Raw genomic sequence first — 16,525 nt, 5'->3', positions numbered from 1 at the left:
TCGAAAGTCTACTTAGAAATCCAACGATCTTCGAGCTAGCCTTTCAAGTATAAAATAAGGTGTTTTTGATAAAACTGAATAGCTGAAAGCGAGCTTGAAATTGTATGAAAGGACTGGAAGATTAAGTGCATTATACAAATGAACAAAAAAAGCGTTTAAGAAAATTTAATTTACGTTCTTCCATTCTTCATACTGAAGGAAATTTAATAGAAAACTTTAACATTATTCAGAGAATCTTTCCTACCTCTGATTTAGTAAAAAGAGACTTGATAATACAAAATCAGAAGGCTGTACTTTGCTATTTGTCTAGTGTAGCCGATGAAGATAAAATAGCTCAATTTATTAATACGATCAGTTCATATACAGATGAAACAGAATTGTTTATAACGAATAATACTGTTCGTACTAATCAAATCTTGGAAATTGAAACAGCAATACTGAATGGTAATAGTATTTTACTAGTAGAAGGCGATCCAGTCGGATTTGTTTATTCGACTGGAAAAGTGCTACAAAGACCGTATACGCCTCCTAGTATTGATAATTCTTTAAGGGGTACAAAGATATCCTTCGTTGAGACTGAACAAGCTAATATCGCTTTGCTTCGAAGATTTATTAAAAGTCGAGATTTTCAAATTAAGCAAGTTGAAATTGGGAATGAGAATAAATGCAAAGTATCAATGGCGTATATCGACGGGTTAGTGGATGAAGATTTACTAGCTGGTGTAGAAGAAACGATTTCAAAGATAAAACTTGATTCGATTATAAGTGCAAGCCATCTAGCACAATTGATTGAAAGGAACCCGTTTTCGCCTTTTCCGCAATATTTTACAACGGAAAGACCAGATGTTGCAGCTACGACATTACTGGAAGGAAAAGTAGTTTTAATTTTAGACCGATCCTCTGAGGTTATTATTTTACCGATAAATTTTGCCATATTTTTTAAAACGATTGATGATTATTCAGCAAGAGCGTGGGTGGCTTCATTTAACCGTATACTTAGAGTCGTTGCATTTTTTTTAACGATCTTTTTGCCAGGAATCTATATTGCCATTATTTCATTCAATTATGAGATTGTCCCTTTAAAATTACTACTATCAATTGGGGAATCCAGGGCAAAGGTTCCATTTGATCCTTTATTTGAAGCCATTGTAATGGAGATTACTTTAGAAATGTTAAGAGAAGCAGCGATTAGGCTACCGGCGCCTATTAGTACAACAGTTGGCATTGTAGGCGGGATTGTAATCGGGCAAGCAGCGGTACAAGCAGGGATTGTTAGTAATATTATGGTAATCGTCGTAGCTTTAACTGCTATTTCATCATTTATTATTCCAAACTATGAAATGGCATCAAGTTTACGGGTCATTCGATTTCCATTTATGATTATGGCTTCATTATTTGGATTAATCGGTTTAGTTGTAAGTACAATGGTTCTTATGATCCATGGATTGAGCTTATCTAGTTACAACAAACCATATACTTTACCGTTTTCCCCCCTCAATCGTGATGCATTTAAAGATACAATTATAAGAATACCTTTAAAATATCTTTGGAAAAAACAAGATAAACGAAATGAAGAATGAATAGGTTAGAAGGGATTCTTTCATGATAATTACGAAGTCAAAAATTACACAATTTCAATTTGTTTTAATGATTTTTGGTATTCAAGTAGGGATTGGAATGTTGTCACTTCCTAGCGAACTAGCTCTTAAAGGAGGGACAAGTAGTTGGATTGCCATTCTTTTTGGGGGGATCATTTCTACTGTAATAAGCATTATATTTGTTAAATTAAGAGAGAAGGCTCCCAATTTAAACTACATCGGTTTTTTTACGTTTTATCTAGGAAAAATTTTTGGATCTATTGTAGTTTTGTTACAAGCAATTTATTTCCTATATGCAGGGTATCTCGTATTAGTTCGAGCGATTTTATATACTCAAGGCTACGTACTTCAAGAAACAAAAAGTTCTATTTTATTATTGTTATTTCTATTTCCAACTTACCAGCTGATCAGGGGAGGAGTTCATTTAATAGCTAAATATATAGAGGCCATTTTTCCAATTGCTGTTTTTACCTTATTCATGCTGCTATTCACACTTAAAGACGCTGATCTAAATTTTATTTTACCAATTGTAAAGAATGGTTGGATGCCAATTTTTAAAACAATTCCATTAACGACGACCTCATTTCTAGGGATTGAATTAACGCTAGTTTTTTATCCATATTTAAAATCAAAGGAAAAGGCGATCAAAGGCGTTATTATTGGAAATGCTTTAACAACTTTTACCTACGTTTTTGTCACAATGATTTGTTTTGTTATTTATAGTCCTTATGAAATCAAAAAAATATATGAGCCCGTTATCGATATTTTAAGTGTAGTAGAATTCCAATATGTTGAGAGATTAGATTTCATTTTATTCTCATTATTTTTAATGATTATTTCAAAAACATGGGTTACGTATATTTGGGCTAGTATGAATGGGTTATCAGAGTTATTTAAATTTAGACTATCACCTATTATCATTATTATTCTTTTTATCATCATTACCATCCTTACATTTATTCAAGTTCCGACCTTTACAAATACAGCTAATCATTTACATATTGTGATGATTTCTGGATTATCCATCACGATCGGTATCCCTATACTGTTATTGGTCAGTGGTTTAATAAAAAATAGGTTAAGTAAGGTGAAAATCAATTGAAATATTTTCAAGTATGTTTGCTTAGTATTTTTTTAGTAATCGGTGTTTCAGGTTGCAAAGGGAAGGTTAACATAGAAGATGTCACTTTGGCGATGATTGTAGGAATCGATGTAAACGATGAAAATAAAGTAGAAATTTATATGGCAAGCCCGATTTTTAGTGGAGAAACAAAAGCGAAAACGAATTATTTTAATGTTCAAACCTTATCACTTAAAGAATCTAGAAATTATTTTGATACACGTGCTAGTGGAGTAACTGGTGGAGGTAAAATTCAAGCAATCTTAATTGGGTCAAAAGTACTTGAACATAAAAATTGGTTTTCAATAATGGATATGTTTTTTCGGGATCCAAAGTTTCGATTAAATGCAGATCTTATTTTTGTAGACGGTCCACTTTCCGATGTTTTTAATTTAAAAGCAAAGGATAAACCAGAGTTACCAATCTATATTCCTCAATTATTAGAAACCGCTGATTATCGAAATGTTGCTTTTAGAACATCTGTACGAATGTTTCATCAAATGTATTATGAAATGGGAATTACACCTTTTGCACCTGAACTGGCAGTACAAGGAGATCATTTAGTAGTAAATGGGACAGCTTTATTAACTAACAATAATTTGTATAATCGTACCTTATCAATGAATGAAACACAGCTGTTAAAAATTTTAAAAGATCATTTAGCAGGGCAATTAGTTATTGCGATGGAACTTAAAAAATTTAAAAAAGATGAAGATGATATTTTTACTAATGTAGAAACTAGTTTTTACATTAAAGATGTAAAGCGGAAAATCGATAAAAAATATTCTAATGGACGATATAGTTTTAATGTAAACTTGACTTTGCCGATAATGTTTACAGAATCCCCAATAAAATTGACGAATTCATCTGAAAAAACATTAAAAAATGCAGTACAAAAAAAATTAGAAAAAGATTTAAATGATTTAGTCCAATCTTTTCAGAAAGATAAAGTAGATCCAGTTGGATTTGGCATACTTGCTCATTCATTTCAATACTCTGATTGGGAAAAACATGAGAAACACTGGCTTGATACATATCAAAAATCGAATATAAAAGTAAAAGTTAAAATTATCGTTATAGATAAAGGGATAATGATGTAAACAAGAAAAAACCCACCAATTGGTGGGTTTTTTAGTTTATGCGGCTGCTTTTTCAATCGCTATCTCTTTTCTTTGTTTGCGATCATGCAATAAATAGTAAATGACAGTCGTTGATAATACAACAATTGCAGTGATTACGTACATAATATGGAAAGATGTTTTGGCCGTTACGATTCCGAGGACGTAAGAGCCAATTCCCATACCAATATCAAAAAACATAAAAAATGTCGCTGTTGCCATTCCTTTTTTAGCAGGAGCAGCAGTATTAATCGCTAAAGTTTGAAAACTAGGTACGATTGAGCCATAGCCTAGACCGATTAATGCAGCGGAAAATAAAAAGATTGTTGGTACCGTTGAAAAGCTCAAGACAACTAGACCAATTGAAAATAAAATGATCCCAGGGTAAACGATTATGTTCGCTCCTTTACGATCAAATAGTTTACCAGTGAAAGGTCTTGATCCTAAAATGAAAACTGCATAAACAATAAAAAAGAAACTAGCAACATCTACAAAACCTAAATTCTTTGCGTATAAAGTGATAAATGAAATGATACCACTGTAACCAAAAGAGATGATTGCTGCAGTAATTGAGATTGGTAATGCTGAACGCTCAATTAATTGTGATGGTTCCATTCGAGTTTTTGCTTTTAATGTTTGTTTTGGAATCGCAATGAATAGACCGAAAATCAGTGATAGAATTGCGAAGAAACCAGAAACAAAAAACAACATATGGAAGGTGAAATGATTCATTAAATTGATACCAAGAAAAGGACCAAAAACCATGGCAAGGATCATGGATGAACTATAATAACTCATACCTTCTCCTCTACGTGTTGCAGGAACTATTTCAGCAACAATCGTACCGGTTGCTGTTGTGCCTAGACCAAAAGCAATCCCTTGTGCAAAACGCAATAACAGTAATAATGTAAAATTATTTATAAAAGGATATAAAAATGTTGTCAATGTAAAGAAAACTAATGAGATGATTAGTATTTTTCTGCGACCTATTGTATCAAGCCAAATTCCAGCAAAAGGACGAATGGCAACTGAAGCGATCAGAAACGATGTTACAACTAGACCAACTTTACTATCTTCTTGACCTAAATTATCAATCACAAAAATCGGCAATGTTGCCATCAATGTATAAAATACTAAAAACACAAAAAATCCACTTAAGTTAACACTTAGAAAATCCTTTGTCCATAAACGCTCGTTTTTCAAGCTTATTCCCCCTGTTTAGTAACCTCTGTCGATGTCATATTGTTCATCATTTTTTGAAAAACTTGAAGTGCAATAGTAAGCTCTTCATCGGGTATATCTTTAATAACATCATTTTCAAATGAAATAATTTGTTCTTTCCAACGATCAAATTGATTTAGAGCTTTATCAGTTAAATGAATCATTTTTTCTCTTTTGTCCGTACCTTCTTTGCGAACAATTAAGTCTAAAGTTTCCATTCTACATAGCGTTCGCGTCAATGTTGGTGGCTCAATATTCAAATTCGAACAGATTGTACGTTGAGTACAAGGTCCATGTAAATAAATATAATGAATAACGGACCATTGTGCCAAATACAATCCAGTAGGAACGAGATGCTCATTAAATGATTTCGAAAACTGACGTGTCGTTTGATTTAATAAAAAAAAGAAAGACTGCTTTTTGTGCATGAAAAAGTCTCCTCGATAAAATTAGTTAGCTAGCTAAATAAAATAGTTGTCTAGCTAATTATATTTAAACAAATTGTGAATGTCCAGCAAATTAATTTATTTAGTATAAATTGCGCATAAGAGTAAATATTAAATATAGAAAAATTTTACAAACAGTTAGGACGGTATTGGAGATGGCAGAAGCAATACATTCAGCAAGTGGAAAATCTCATAAAATGAAGATACTACAAAGAACAATCGCTATGCTAGTAGGTGCTTTACTTGTAGCAACTGGACTTGAAATTTTCTTAGTACCAAATGATGTTATTGATGGTGGAATAACAGGCATTTCGATCATGATTTCCCATCTTACAGGACTTCCTCTAGGGGTATTTTTATTTGTACTAAACCTACCTTTTTTTTATTTAGGCTATAAGCAAATTGGGAAAACATTTGCAATTTCCACCATTCTTGGCATCACTGTACTTTCCTATTTAACAAGTATGTTTCATCATATCCCTGCTTTTACAGAAGATATATTACTTGCAACGATCTTTGGAGGGATGGTTTTAGGGGTTGGAGTAGGATTAGCCATACGATTTGGTGGAGCACTAGACGGTATTGAGATTCTAGCGATTATTATTAATAGTAAGATTCCTTTTTCCGTTGGTGAAATTATAATGGTTTTCAACTTATTTATTTTAGGAGCTGCTGGATTCATTTTTTCTTGGGATCGAGCAATGTACTCAATTATTGCGTATTTAGTCGCATTTAAAACAATTGATATCGTTGTTGAAGGATTAGAACAATCAAAATCAGCATGGATCATTAGTGATAAAAGTGATGATATTGGAGAAGCAATTCTTTTTAGAATGGGCCGTGGTGTTACATATATAAATGGAAAAGGTGCATACTCAGGTGAAACGACAAAGGTTATTTATTGTGTTATCACTCGATTAGAAGAAGCTGAATTAAAAACAATTGTTGATGACATTGATCCAACTGCCTTTCTAGCAATTTCAGATATAGCAGAAGTACGTGGCGGAAGATTTAAAAAGAAAAATGTACATTAGGATCATACTCATCAAGAGTACTGAAATAGGGAAGAAGGTTCAGCATTGTTGGACCTTCTTTCCTTTTATTCTTTTGCTATTTGCTGTATTATTTAATTAATAACTGAAAATTTAGAAAACTATATAATTGGAGATAAACTCATTATTTGATAGATTAAAAGGCTAAAAAGGAGGGAGAAGCTAGATGGAAAAGTTCGATGTGATTGTTGTTGGAGCGGGATTAGCTGGTTTAGTAGCAACTGCTGAGATGGCAGATGCTGGGAAAAGTGTACTGTTATTAGATCAGGAACCGAAAGCATCAATAGGTGGCCAAGCTTGGTGGTCATTTGGCGGGTTATTTTTAGTCGATACTCCTGAGCAACGTAGATTAGGAATTAAGGATTCGAAGGAATTAGCTTGGCAGGATTGGCTTGGAACAGCAGGGTTTGATCGAGAAGATGACGAGGATTATTGGGGAAAGAAATGGGCAGAGGCATATGTTGAGTTTGCATCTGGTGAGAAGAGGCAATGGCTTTATGATATGGGAGTGAGATTTTTTCCAATCGTCGGTTGGGCTGAACGTGGTGGCTATCTTGCAGAAGGACATGGGAATTCAGTGCCTCGATTTCACGTAGTATGGGGTACGGGTCCAGGAATTGTTGCTCCTTTCGAGCGAAGAGTTCGCGAGCATATGAAAAAAGGTTTAGTAGAATTTAGGTCCCGTCATCGGGTAGATCAACTACTAACAAAAGATGGAGCTGTAGTAGGAGTAAGTGGATCATTATTAGAGCCAAGTAAATCAGAACGAGGAGAAGATAGCTCTCGTGAAGTGATTGGTCACTTTCAATATGGGTCAAAGGCCGTTTTAGTATCAAGTGGCGGTATTGGAGCGAACTTTGATTTAATCCGTCAAAATTGGCCAAGTCGACTAGGTACCCCTCCAAAAAGGATGATATCTGGAGTTCCGGCACATGTTGATGGTCGAATGCTTGCTATAACTGAAAATGCTGGTGGTCGAATTGTTAATCGTGATCGAATGTGGCATTATACTGAAGGCATAAAAAATTGGAATCCGGTATGGAGCAATCATGGAATCCGTATTCTACCTGGACCATCATCAATTTGGTTAGATGCACGTGGACAACGCTTTGGTGCACCAAATTTTCCTGGTTTTGATACTTTAGGTACATTACAAGCCATTCAACAAACTGGATATGATTACTCTTGGTTTATATTAACGAAAAAAATTATTCAAAAAGAGTTTGCACTTTCTGGTTCGGAACAAAATCCTGATTTAACTGGAAAAAGCATAAAACAAGTGATGAAAAGGGCAACATCAGGCATACCGGCACCTGTAAAAGCTTTTATGGAAAAAGGAGAGGACTTTATCGTTGCAGACTCGTTAAAAGAGCTTGTAGAAGGGATGAATAAGATAACCGGGGAAAATTTACTAAACTATGATGTAATCGAACGTCAACTGATCGCACGTGATCGTGAAATGGATAATAAATTTACAAAAGACTTACAAATCACTGCCTTAAGAGGAGCACGTAATTATATCGGTGATAAATTAATTCGTGTTGCATCTCCTCATAAAATTTTAGACCGAAAAAATGGTCCGTTAATTGCTGTTCGTTTAAATATTGTAAGTCGTAAAACACTTGGGGGACTTCAAACAAATTTAGATGGTAATGTATTAAATTCTTCAGGTAATGCAATTGCTGGACTATATGCAGCAGGTGAGGTTGCTGGATTTGGAGGCGGCGGTGTACACGGTTATCGTGCAATGGAAGGAACATTTTTAGGTGGTTGCTTATTTTCAGGTAGACAAGCAGGAAGAGCGATTAGTAGAGATTTAGAATAAAATCGTAATCTTCTATATTAAATAACTTTGTCGACTAAACTTGGGCAAATTCGTTCATTCGAATTTGTCCTTTTTTGCATTGGATTTGCCCTACATTATTTCTTATTCTAAATAACCGTATAGCTTGTTCTATCATAGGGTACGAATAAAAAGGGTACTAGAAACTCCGACAAGCTATTTATATTAGAAAAGGAGTGAATGTGTATGGATAAAATGAAGAATACAGTCAGTTCCGGCACCCATGCTGGAATGACCAAAAAAACAGTTGGGCAGTTTTTGTTTGATTGCTTGAAGCTAGAAGGCATTACAGAAATTTTCGGCGTCGCAGGGGACTATAATTTTTCACTACTTGATACGTTGGAACGATATAAAGGAATACAGTTTATAGAAGGAAGAAATGAACTAAACGCGGGTTATGCTTCAGATGGTTACGCAAGAATCAATGGAATCGCAGCTCTTATTACTACGTTTGGAGTTGGGGAATTGAATGCATGCAATCCGATAGCTGGAGCATTTAGTGAACATGTTCCGATCATTCACATTGTTGGTTCCCCGAAAGAAAAAGATCAAAAAGAACACAAGCTGATGCACCATACTCTAATGGATGGGGATTTTAATGTATTCAAAAATATGTATAAACATATTACTGTCTATCATGCAGTCCTCACACCTGAAAATGCCATGATTGAAATTCCAGCCGCTATTCGCATTGCCAAAGAAAAGAAACAGCCAGTTTACCTAGTTGTAGCGGATGATGTAGTGGATCAGCCGATTTTGGATCGCTTAGAGCCAATACCACAACTAAAAACATCAAACTTAAAATCACTTCAGGCTGCAACAAATCATGTACGTCAGCTGTTAGATTGTGCAAAGCGGCCAGTAATCCTAGTTGATGTAAAGACGATACGTTTTGGCCTTCAGGAAGCAGTTTGGCAGCTGGCAGACGATATGAATATACCAGTTGCGTCGCTGATGTTTGGTAAAGGAGCATTCGATGAAACCCACCCTAATTATATCGGAATGTACTTAGGCTCGTTTGGATGTTCTGAAGTTCAAAGTACGGTAGAAAATGCAGACTGTATCATTACGATTGGATTGGTATTTGCAGACACCAATACAGCGAATTTCACTGCAAAACTAAATTCAATGATGACCATTAATATCCAATCGGATCATGTTAAAATTGCTGAAGCAGTTTATCCGAATATTTTTGCAAAAGACATGCTTCAAGCAATACAAAATGTGGGTTATAAAGGACAAGGATTACTTAAAAAAGTGTCATTTCCATACGATCAATACAATGTGAGTCGTGATGAAGCACTAAAGGCAGCCGGCTATTATCCACTTTTTCAACGTATGCTGAAAAAAGACGACATTGTGATCGTTGAGATCGGTACATTCTACAATGGCATGGCGGAGGTTAGACTGCAAAGCAATATTACCTATATTGGACAAGGAGGCTGGGGCTCCATCGGATACGCCACCCCTTCGACGTTCGGTGCATGTATCGCAGCCCCAAAACGGCGGGTGATGTTATTTACAGGTGATGGCTCACTACAGCTAACTGCACAAGAAATCAGTTCTATGCTTTATTACGGCTGTAAACCGATCATTTTCGTCTTAAACAATGACGGTTATACAATCGAAAAATACTTAAATGTAAAAACCAAAAATCAAACATACAATAAAATCCCTAGGTGGTCTTACACAAAGCTTGCTGATGCCTTTGGAGGCAATGCATTTACTGCTATTGTTCGTACCCATGGAGAACTTGAACAAGCAATAAATCAAGCTGAAATCGAATGTTCAAAAAGGCTCTGTATGATTGAAATGATCGTAAAAGATCCATTGGACGCACCAGAAAATTTGAAAAAGATGTATAAGTATTTGGAGAAACAGGCAAAGCAACGTAGTCAAGAGTAGTCAGTAGAAATAAAAAAGTTGGAATCAGCTATACAGATGATTCCAACTTTTTTCATGTTAATTGCTATATATAAATTTATGAGATCATTAAACCGAGTGATGGTGTTTCCTGAAATTTAATTTGATTTTTTCGCTTGACTTGAAATCCATTTCATAAATTAGATTGAAAGTAAGCAGATTTATAACGAGGGAGAAAAAAGATGAACAATCTATTGTCTACCATTACGGGGGGATTGGAAATCTGTGCTAGAACCCAAAATATACCCTTTGAAGATTTGTTTTTAATGAATAAAAGATTATATAGTATAAGCAATAAACTATTAATGCATAAAATTCCTTGATAAGTCATATGTGTTGGAGGTGTGTGATGGCAAATATTAACGATATTGCAAGATTAGCAGGTGTATCTGTCTCTACTGTTTCTAGAGTTCTAAATAATTATAAGTATGTTGCTAGTGATAAACGAGAGGCAGTTTTGAAAGTTATTGAAGAAATGAATTATACACCAAATAAAAATGCAATTGATTTAATACGAGGGGAAACAAGGACAATCGGTGTTATTCTCCCATATAACAACAATCCAGCATTTGATCAACTATTAAACGGTATACTGAACAAGGCTTTAGAGAAGGATTTTTTAATAACGGTACTTCCTTCAAATTATCATAAAGAAAAAGAAATAGAGTATTTGCAAAAATTAAAAAGCAAGTTGTATGATGGCATCATTATCACGTCACGAGCAAACGATTGGGAAACAATCATTCCGTTTAGCGAATATGGTCCAATCGTAGCTTGTGAATATACGCAACACAAGGAAATCGGTTGTTCCTATATGGACCGCTATTCTTCTTATGTAGATGCCTTTCAGTTATTAAAGAACAAAGGGCATGATGTGGTCGCATTCACAACTGCTAGGCTCAAAAGCAATAGCACAAAGCAAATAATTGATGCTTATATTGAAATATTTGGTGGACTTCAACCTGAATATCATCTTTCAGAATGTCATTGTTTAGAAGACGGATATGAAGCAGCAAAGAAATTCCTGCATTTACAAAAAAAGCCAACTGCTATCTATGCAAATGGAGATGAAGTGGCTGGTGGAATCTATTTATACGCAAAATCGCAACAATTGAAAATCCCGACTGATTTAGCCATTATTGGTCAAGAAAATCAACCAATTGGTGTCGGTATGGGAATTTCTACAGTAGATCACCAATTAACGAAAGTCGGCGAACAAGCTTGTAGTCTTGTAATAAAGAAATCTAGAGAAAAAGTAAAAATACCTTATCGCATTGTCGAAAGAGATTCCGTTTAATAAACAAAGATAAAAAATAGAGAAAAATGTGGGGAAAGAAAATGAGTAAAAAATTTATTGTTTTTGACATTGATGGAACATTACTAACGACTGAAATGAAATTTTTAGACAGTACGAAACAAGCTTTGGTTTCTCTTAAAGAAAATGGACATGAAATCGTCATCGCGACAGGAAGAGACTACACTTCTGCAATATCCATCATCGACGAACTAGAAATTGATACTTATGTTTTATGCAATGGATCTGTAGGATTTGTCCGTCATGAAATTGCTCATGAGGAACTATTTTCTAAAGAATCAATTATGAAACTAATTGAAATAGCGATGGAAAACAATGACCAGATTGTGTTTCAAACTATGAACGGGGTAAAAAGACATTTTGAGGAACCTGGAGAGTCATTAACAAAAGCTTATGAAAGTCTAGGATTGATGATCCCAGACTTTGATGAATTGTATTGGAAAGAAAATTCGATTATTCAGGCGATGCTTTTTTGCAACAAAGAAGATCTCCACAAATATGATATAAACGAATTCCGATATGTTAGTTGGCATCAATTTGGCTCAGATGTCATCCCTAAAGAAGGTTCAAAAGCTAAGACAATTTTGAAAATTGCTAAAGAAAATGGATTTAAGCAAGAAGATATCGTCTTCTTCGGTGACGGAATGAACGACATAGAACTAATGGAACTTTCAGGAATCGGTGTTGCAATGGGAAATGCTGAAACGGTGGTTAAAGAGAAAGCAAATTTAATCACAGATAGTTGTAATGAAGATGGAATTTACAATGCACTTAAGAAAATGTTATTAATTTAAGATGGAAACGAAATAGATCAATCTAAAAAAGCGCTCCCTTTGTGAGATCGGAGTTTTTTGTACTTTGTGTACACACTGAAATATCATAATGTATGATAATTTTTGGAATATCGAATAATAAGCTTCAGTTGACTCTTTATCTGGAGGACAAAAATGAAGCGTACAATTAAACTAATTGGAATATGTTTGCTTTTATTGATCATAGTTGGTGTTGGATCGATCTTTCTATCCCCAAGACCTGTAACTTGGTTTTTGAAGAAGTCATTTGCTGGTGGGATGGAAGTAGAGGCAGCTGATTATGGGATAGCAAAACAAAAAACAACAATGGAAACTAATATCGAGTATTCATCAAAATATAGAAGCAGTACATTTGATTTGATTAAGTATAAAGGTGACTTGAAATACATTCCAACGATCTTTTGGATTCATGGTGGCGCATTTGTAGCAGGAGATAAAGAGGATGTTCGGAAATATGCAACATATATAGCGAGTCATGGGTATAATGTAGTGAATATAAATTATCCTTTAGCTCCAAGTGTTGCTTATCCAATACCTTTACAACAAATTGATCAAGCTTACAAATTTGTCAAAAAAAATGCTGGTAAATATGGACTGGATTTAAACAATATTTATATAGCTGGCGATTCAGCGGGAGCTCAGCTTACAGCACAATTTGTAAGCATTCAAATGAATAAACACTATTCAGATACAGCTAAAATAGCTCAAAGCGTTAATCCAAATACAATTCGTGGTGCGATTCTTCTTTGTGGCCCTTATGATATGAAAGAAGCTAAGGCAAACGCTTCATCAAAATTGACTAAATTTGTATTTAAGCGAGTGGGCTGGGCCTATTTTGGAAAATACAATTGGGAAGATGAAAAGGTGACAAAAGAAACATCCCTTTTAAGAAATGTACCAGAAAAATTTGTTTCAACATTTATAACTGACGGTAATACAGGGTCCTTTGAATCACAAGGTAAAAAATTTGCAGCTTTACTAGAAAAAAGAACAGGTGTTAAACAAGTCTTTTATCGTAAATCATATGGCACACTAGGTCACGAATACCAGTTCCAAATGAACACGAAGGCTGCACAAAATACATTTAATGAATTACTCAATTTCTTAAATGGTACGAAAGTTTCTCAATAATTTATGTAGATTGCTGCTTCAATTCATCAAAAAAAGAGTCTCATAAGTATATTCACTTATGAGACTTCTATTTTTAATATTAATCTTTAATATACACCAACTGCATCAAATGCTTTATTAACAGTCGTTACTTCAGCAGAGCCTGCACCATATAGGTCAGCAGCAGATTGTGCAAGTGCTGCACGAGCTTGACTAAATGTTGCTGAAGAAGTTAAGTAAACAGTATTTGCGCGATAGAAAATTTTCGCTAATTTATCATTACCGATGCCTGTAACAGATACACCGTAATGAGTTCCACCTACAGCAATTAAGTAAGCAGCTTTATTGATGATACCGCTATTTGTATGAACGCCTCCATTATCACTAGTCCCAGTGTAACGTTTTGAGTAGTGATCTGGATCGCCATATTTAGCTGGATTACTCATTGAACGAAGTGAGTCACCAGAAATGTTTGGAGTGTAGATATCCTCACCAATCTCGTAATCTGGATTGTTATTAGTATAGAACTCAATAACAGTTCCAAAAATATCCGAAATAGCTTCGTTTAATGCACCAGACTCATTTTGATAGATTAAGTTCGAACTTCTTTCTGTAACAGCGTGAGTTAACTCATGCGCTACTACGTCAATTCCACCTGATAAGTAAGTGAATGTTGTTCCATCACCATCACCATAAACCATTTGTGAACCGTTCCAGAATGCATTGTTATAGTTGCGGCTATAATGGACAGTTGATTTTAAAGCAGCACCTTTATTATCATATGAATTGCGTCCAAACACAGTTTTATAATAGTCAAATGTTTTTCCAGCATAATAATGAGCATCAACTGCTGCAGCTTCAGCTGTACTATTTAGAAGTGTGTCAGCACTTGACAAAAGCGTACCTGGTAGGCTTGTACGATTACTTGCATTATATGTGAAAATACCATTTCCTCTAGTATTGTCTTGTAAATAATATGTTGAACCAGATTGAGTCATATTAAAGGTTTTTGTATCACCAAGTACACCTTTACCTGTTGCAGTTACGTTTGTCCCAGTAACAGTAGGTTTGCTAGCAGCTGAATCAATACTATTATAGCTATTTAAAATTTTACCAGTTGAGGCTTCGATGAAATAATTATAGTTTCCAGGTTTTGGAGAAAGGAAGTTTAAGTTTACTAGATAAGCATACGTTGCATCATCACCATTTGTATAAACTACTAGTTGAGCTGTTGGGTCTTTTTCATAGTCAGGAGTATATCCTAGGTCTGCTTCTGCGATTTTGATTGATTTATTAGCGTTAACTTTTTTAGTCGATTTTAGCCCTTTTTTAGTATCTAAGTTTGGAATTACAGTACCAGAGAAAACAGTTAGCTCTCCATTATCTCCAACTACTGCCGTTTGAGTTGAACCCCATACAGGAACACCGTTATAAACTTGTTGCAAGTGAAGTGAAGTACCGTAAATATCTTTTTTACTAGACTCAACAATGAATGAATCTTTTGCAGACTTCGAACCAAGTTTGAACTTGTCCTTATTAGAGTTTACATAAGCTTTTACAACATCTTCAGCATTTTTAGATGATGGTTTTGTCAGATGGCCAGAAATGAATTCAGGAGATCCCACTGATTTGTTGTACTTGTAATTCGACATTACATTTTTTGGTGCAGCATATGTATTAGTTACTGCTAAACTACTTGCCGCCAATCCTACAGATAATCCAACCGCTAAAACTTTTTTGTTCATTAAAAATTCCTCCCCTTGGTTAACAATGTGGTATTGAGGAATTCATCGTATCACCTGAAAAACTGGTTTATCAAACTACAAAAATCGACAATTCTTGCGTTTTATGATGTAAAAATAAGCGGAAATATCGAGGTAAAAATAATTCAGAATCTTTAAAATAGTTAAAAAGAATCATTTTAAGTTAAAAACTGGTAAATAAAAAATCGAATTTTATTAAGAATATGTATATTTTTGGTTAAAATTAACTCGAGAAAACGATGTATAAAGAGAGAAAAAGTATGAAAATAATTATTTGTGAATAATTATTTCTTATTTAAATTAGAAGATAAAATAAGAAATCCAAAAAAAGCAGAAAATATAATCCTACTTTCCTGTTCTTAATAGTCTCTGGAAGCGTTTTTCACTTATTACTTCATATTCCCGTATACAGTCGTAACCCAGTATAAAAACACCCTAAAATTACCAAAATAATAATAACACTAACAAAAGGATGATTAATTTGAGTATCGAATTCGAGGTCGGAAAGGATTACGAAAATGGTTCAATTAAAGACGTTTTACACGATTTAGGTTTTAAGGAAGATGGTAGAGCATTTAAAAAAGACGGAAAAAGATTTAGTTATGAAGGCTGTGATAAGTATCAGAGTTATGTCTTTTCTGTGACGATGAATGAATTAAATTAGTGTATTAACAAAAGACCTGTCCATTTTGGAAAGGTCTTTTGTTTTGTCCTAAAAATAGATGGAACCATATAAAAAACTGAAATTTATTTATTGGATCAAACAAATAAAACCTTAAAGGTATAATTAATAGACATGCTAAATAGAATGATAAAAAGAACTAGTCCTTTAGTAGGTTTAATAAATAGGACTAGTTCTTTTTACGAAAAATCGTTGTTCTATATAAGTAGGAGGGGCAATTATGAACTTTACAGATTATCTAATAAATGTAAAAAATCTTAATGAAGTAAAAGCGAGTCAATATAATCATAGACTATCAACTTTAAAAAAATATAGAATATATAACAATGAAAAAGTATTAAGCGTTCATATGTTAAAGAGGATTAAAAGTCTTTCAAAAGATACAACAAAACAATATTTAAGGACGATTAATTATCATATTGAATTTTTGAACGATCATTATAGGATGTAAAGAAATGTTGAATTCTTCTAAGTTTAGTTTAGCTGCACAAAGTAATGTTTGAAAGGGCACTCTAAAGGATA

The 16,525-nt window shown here is 34.1% G+C and carries 14 protein-coding genes; 11 read left to right on the top strand and 3 right to left on the bottom strand.

The window, feature by feature from the left end:
• Positions 1-125: 125 nt before the first annotated feature.
• From ACSBO6_RS15525 to ACSBO6_RS15515, 3 genes are read left to right on the top strand one after another with little or no spacing between them, the layout of a single operon-like run.
• Positions 126-1,580, top strand: a complete 1,455-nt coding sequence (locus ACSBO6_RS15525; RefSeq protein ID WP_498843649.1) for a spore germination protein — start codon at positions 126-128, stop codon at positions 1,578-1,580.
• Between the two features lie 22 nt (positions 1,581-1,602).
• Positions 1,603-2,700 carry a GerAB/ArcD/ProY family transporter gene (locus tag ACSBO6_RS15520; RefSeq protein WP_098843994.1) on the top strand — a complete coding sequence of 366 codons (1,098 nt, stop codon included), beginning with the start codon at positions 1,603-1,605 and terminating at the stop codon, positions 2,698-2,700.
• Positions 2,697-3,818: a Ger(x)C family spore germination protein gene (locus ACSBO6_RS15515; protein WP_098843993.1), complete on the top strand. Its 1,122-nt coding sequence runs from the start codon at positions 2,697-2,699 to the stop codon at positions 3,816-3,818. The genes ACSBO6_RS15520 and ACSBO6_RS15515 overlap by 4 nt, the downstream gene beginning before the upstream one ends.
• A 36-nt stretch (positions 3,819-3,854) precedes the next feature.
• Here ACSBO6_RS15515 and ACSBO6_RS15510 read toward each other — a convergent pair whose 3' ends face one another.
• Both ACSBO6_RS15510 and ACSBO6_RS15505 read right to left on the bottom strand, forming a co-directional pair.
• Positions 3,855-5,039 (bottom strand): MFS transporter, encoded by a 1,185-nt coding sequence (locus ACSBO6_RS15510; RefSeq protein ID WP_098843992.1) that lies wholly within the window; start codon positions 5,037-5,039, stop codon positions 3,855-3,857.
• Positions 5,040-5,041: 2 nt separating this feature from the next.
• Complete coding sequence (locus ACSBO6_RS15505) at positions 5,042-5,485, bottom strand: MarR family winged helix-turn-helix transcriptional regulator (protein WP_098843991.1); 444 nt, start codon at positions 5,483-5,485, stop codon at positions 5,042-5,044.
• A gap of 173 nt (positions 5,486-5,658) precedes the next feature.
• Between ACSBO6_RS15505 and ACSBO6_RS15500 the strand changes: the two genes are divergently transcribed.
• The 6 genes from ACSBO6_RS15500 to ACSBO6_RS15475 all read left to right on the top strand — a co-directional run bounded on the left by ACSBO6_RS15500 (position 5,659) and on the right by ACSBO6_RS15475 (position 13,579).
• Positions 5,659-6,537: a YitT family protein gene (locus ACSBO6_RS15500; protein ID WP_098843990.1), complete on the top strand. Its 879-nt coding sequence runs from the start codon at positions 5,659-5,661 to the stop codon at positions 6,535-6,537.
• 184 nt (positions 6,538-6,721) lie between these two features.
• On the top strand, positions 6,722-8,380 hold the full coding sequence (locus ACSBO6_RS15495) for an FAD-binding dehydrogenase (protein ID WP_498843648.1): 1,659 nt from the start codon (positions 6,722-6,724) through the stop codon (positions 8,378-8,380).
• A 204-nt stretch (positions 8,381-8,584) separates the two neighbouring features.
• On the top strand, positions 8,585-10,303 hold the full coding sequence (locus ACSBO6_RS15490; RefSeq protein WP_098843988.1) for an alpha-keto acid decarboxylase family protein: 1,719 nt from the start codon (positions 8,585-8,587) through the stop codon (positions 10,301-10,303).
• A gap of 367 nt (positions 10,304-10,670) precedes the next feature.
• Positions 10,671-11,618: a LacI family DNA-binding transcriptional regulator gene (locus ACSBO6_RS15485; RefSeq protein ID WP_098843987.1), complete on the top strand. Its 948-nt coding sequence runs from the start codon at positions 10,671-10,673 to the stop codon at positions 11,616-11,618.
• A 41-nt stretch (positions 11,619-11,659) separates the two neighbouring features.
• Entirely contained in the window at positions 11,660-12,430 is a 771-nt protein-coding gene (locus ACSBO6_RS15480) for a Cof-type HAD-IIB family hydrolase (protein ID WP_098843986.1), read from the top strand.
• Between the two features lie 153 nt (positions 12,431-12,583).
• A complete protein-coding gene (locus ACSBO6_RS15475; RefSeq protein ID WP_098843985.1) occupies positions 12,584-13,579 on the top strand; it encodes an alpha/beta hydrolase in 996 nt (331 codons plus the stop codon).
• 86 nt (positions 13,580-13,665) lie between these two features.
• Here the strand turns inward: ACSBO6_RS15475 and ACSBO6_RS15470 are convergent, their stop codons facing one another.
• A complete protein-coding gene (locus ACSBO6_RS15470; RefSeq protein WP_498843647.1) occupies positions 13,666-15,303 on the bottom strand; it encodes a M4 family metallopeptidase in 1,638 nt (545 codons plus the stop codon).
• A 499-nt stretch (positions 15,304-15,802) separates the two neighbouring features.
• On the opposite strand from ACSBO6_RS15470, the gene ACSBO6_RS15465 reads away from it, so the two are divergent.
• Both ACSBO6_RS15465 and ACSBO6_RS15460 read left to right on the top strand, forming a co-directional pair.
• Positions 15,803-15,985, top strand: a complete 183-nt coding sequence (locus ACSBO6_RS15465) for a hypothetical protein (RefSeq protein ID WP_098843982.1) — start codon at positions 15,803-15,805, stop codon at positions 15,983-15,985.
• Positions 15,986-16,223: 238 nt separating this feature from the next.
• Positions 16,224-16,454, top strand: a complete 231-nt coding sequence (locus ACSBO6_RS15460) for a hypothetical protein (protein WP_098843981.1) — start codon at positions 16,224-16,226, stop codon at positions 16,452-16,454.
• Positions 16,455-16,525 lie beyond the last annotated feature (71 nt).

This window comes from Bacillus sp. AL-1R, assembly GCF_052180195.1.
Taxonomy (GTDB): domain Bacteria; phylum Bacillota; class Bacilli; order Bacillales; family Bacillaceae_G; genus Gottfriedia.
The sequence above is the reverse complement of the archived record's forward strand: the minus strand, read 5'-3'. Positions and strand labels throughout refer to the sequence as shown.

What these genes read in the sequence shown, in the direction of transcription:
- ACSBO6_RS15505 (WP_098843991.1), bottom strand. Translation starts at nt 5,485, where the DNA reads ATGCACAAAAAGCAGTCTTTCTTTTTTTTATTAAATCAAACGACACGT.
- ACSBO6_RS15490 (WP_098843988.1), top strand. Translation starts at nt 8,585, where the DNA reads ATGGATAAAATGAAGAATACAGTCAGTTCCGGCACCCATGCTGGAATG.
- ACSBO6_RS15475 (WP_098843985.1), top strand. Translation starts at nt 12,584, where the DNA reads ATGAAGCGTACAATTAAACTAATTGGAATATGTTTGCTTTTATTGATC.
- ACSBO6_RS15460 (WP_098843981.1), top strand. Translation starts at nt 16,224, where the DNA reads ATGAACTTTACAGATTATCTAATAAATGTAAAAAATCTTAATGAAGTA.
- ACSBO6_RS15470 (WP_498843647.1), bottom strand. Translation starts at nt 15,303, where the DNA reads ATGAACAAAAAAGTTTTAGCGGTTGGATTATCTGTAGGATTGGCGGCA.
- ACSBO6_RS15500 (WP_098843990.1), top strand. Translation starts at nt 5,659, where the DNA reads ATGGCAGAAGCAATACATTCAGCAAGTGGAAAATCTCATAAAATGAAG.
- ACSBO6_RS15480 (WP_098843986.1), top strand. Translation starts at nt 11,660, where the DNA reads ATGAGTAAAAAATTTATTGTTTTTGACATTGATGGAACATTACTAACG.
- ACSBO6_RS15520 (WP_098843994.1), top strand. Translation starts at nt 1,603, where the DNA reads ATGATAATTACGAAGTCAAAAATTACACAATTTCAATTTGTTTTAATG.
- ACSBO6_RS15495 (WP_498843648.1), top strand. Translation starts at nt 6,722, where the DNA reads ATGGAAAAGTTCGATGTGATTGTTGTTGGAGCGGGATTAGCTGGTTTA.
- ACSBO6_RS15485 (WP_098843987.1), top strand. Translation starts at nt 10,671, where the DNA reads ATGGCAAATATTAACGATATTGCAAGATTAGCAGGTGTATCTGTCTCT.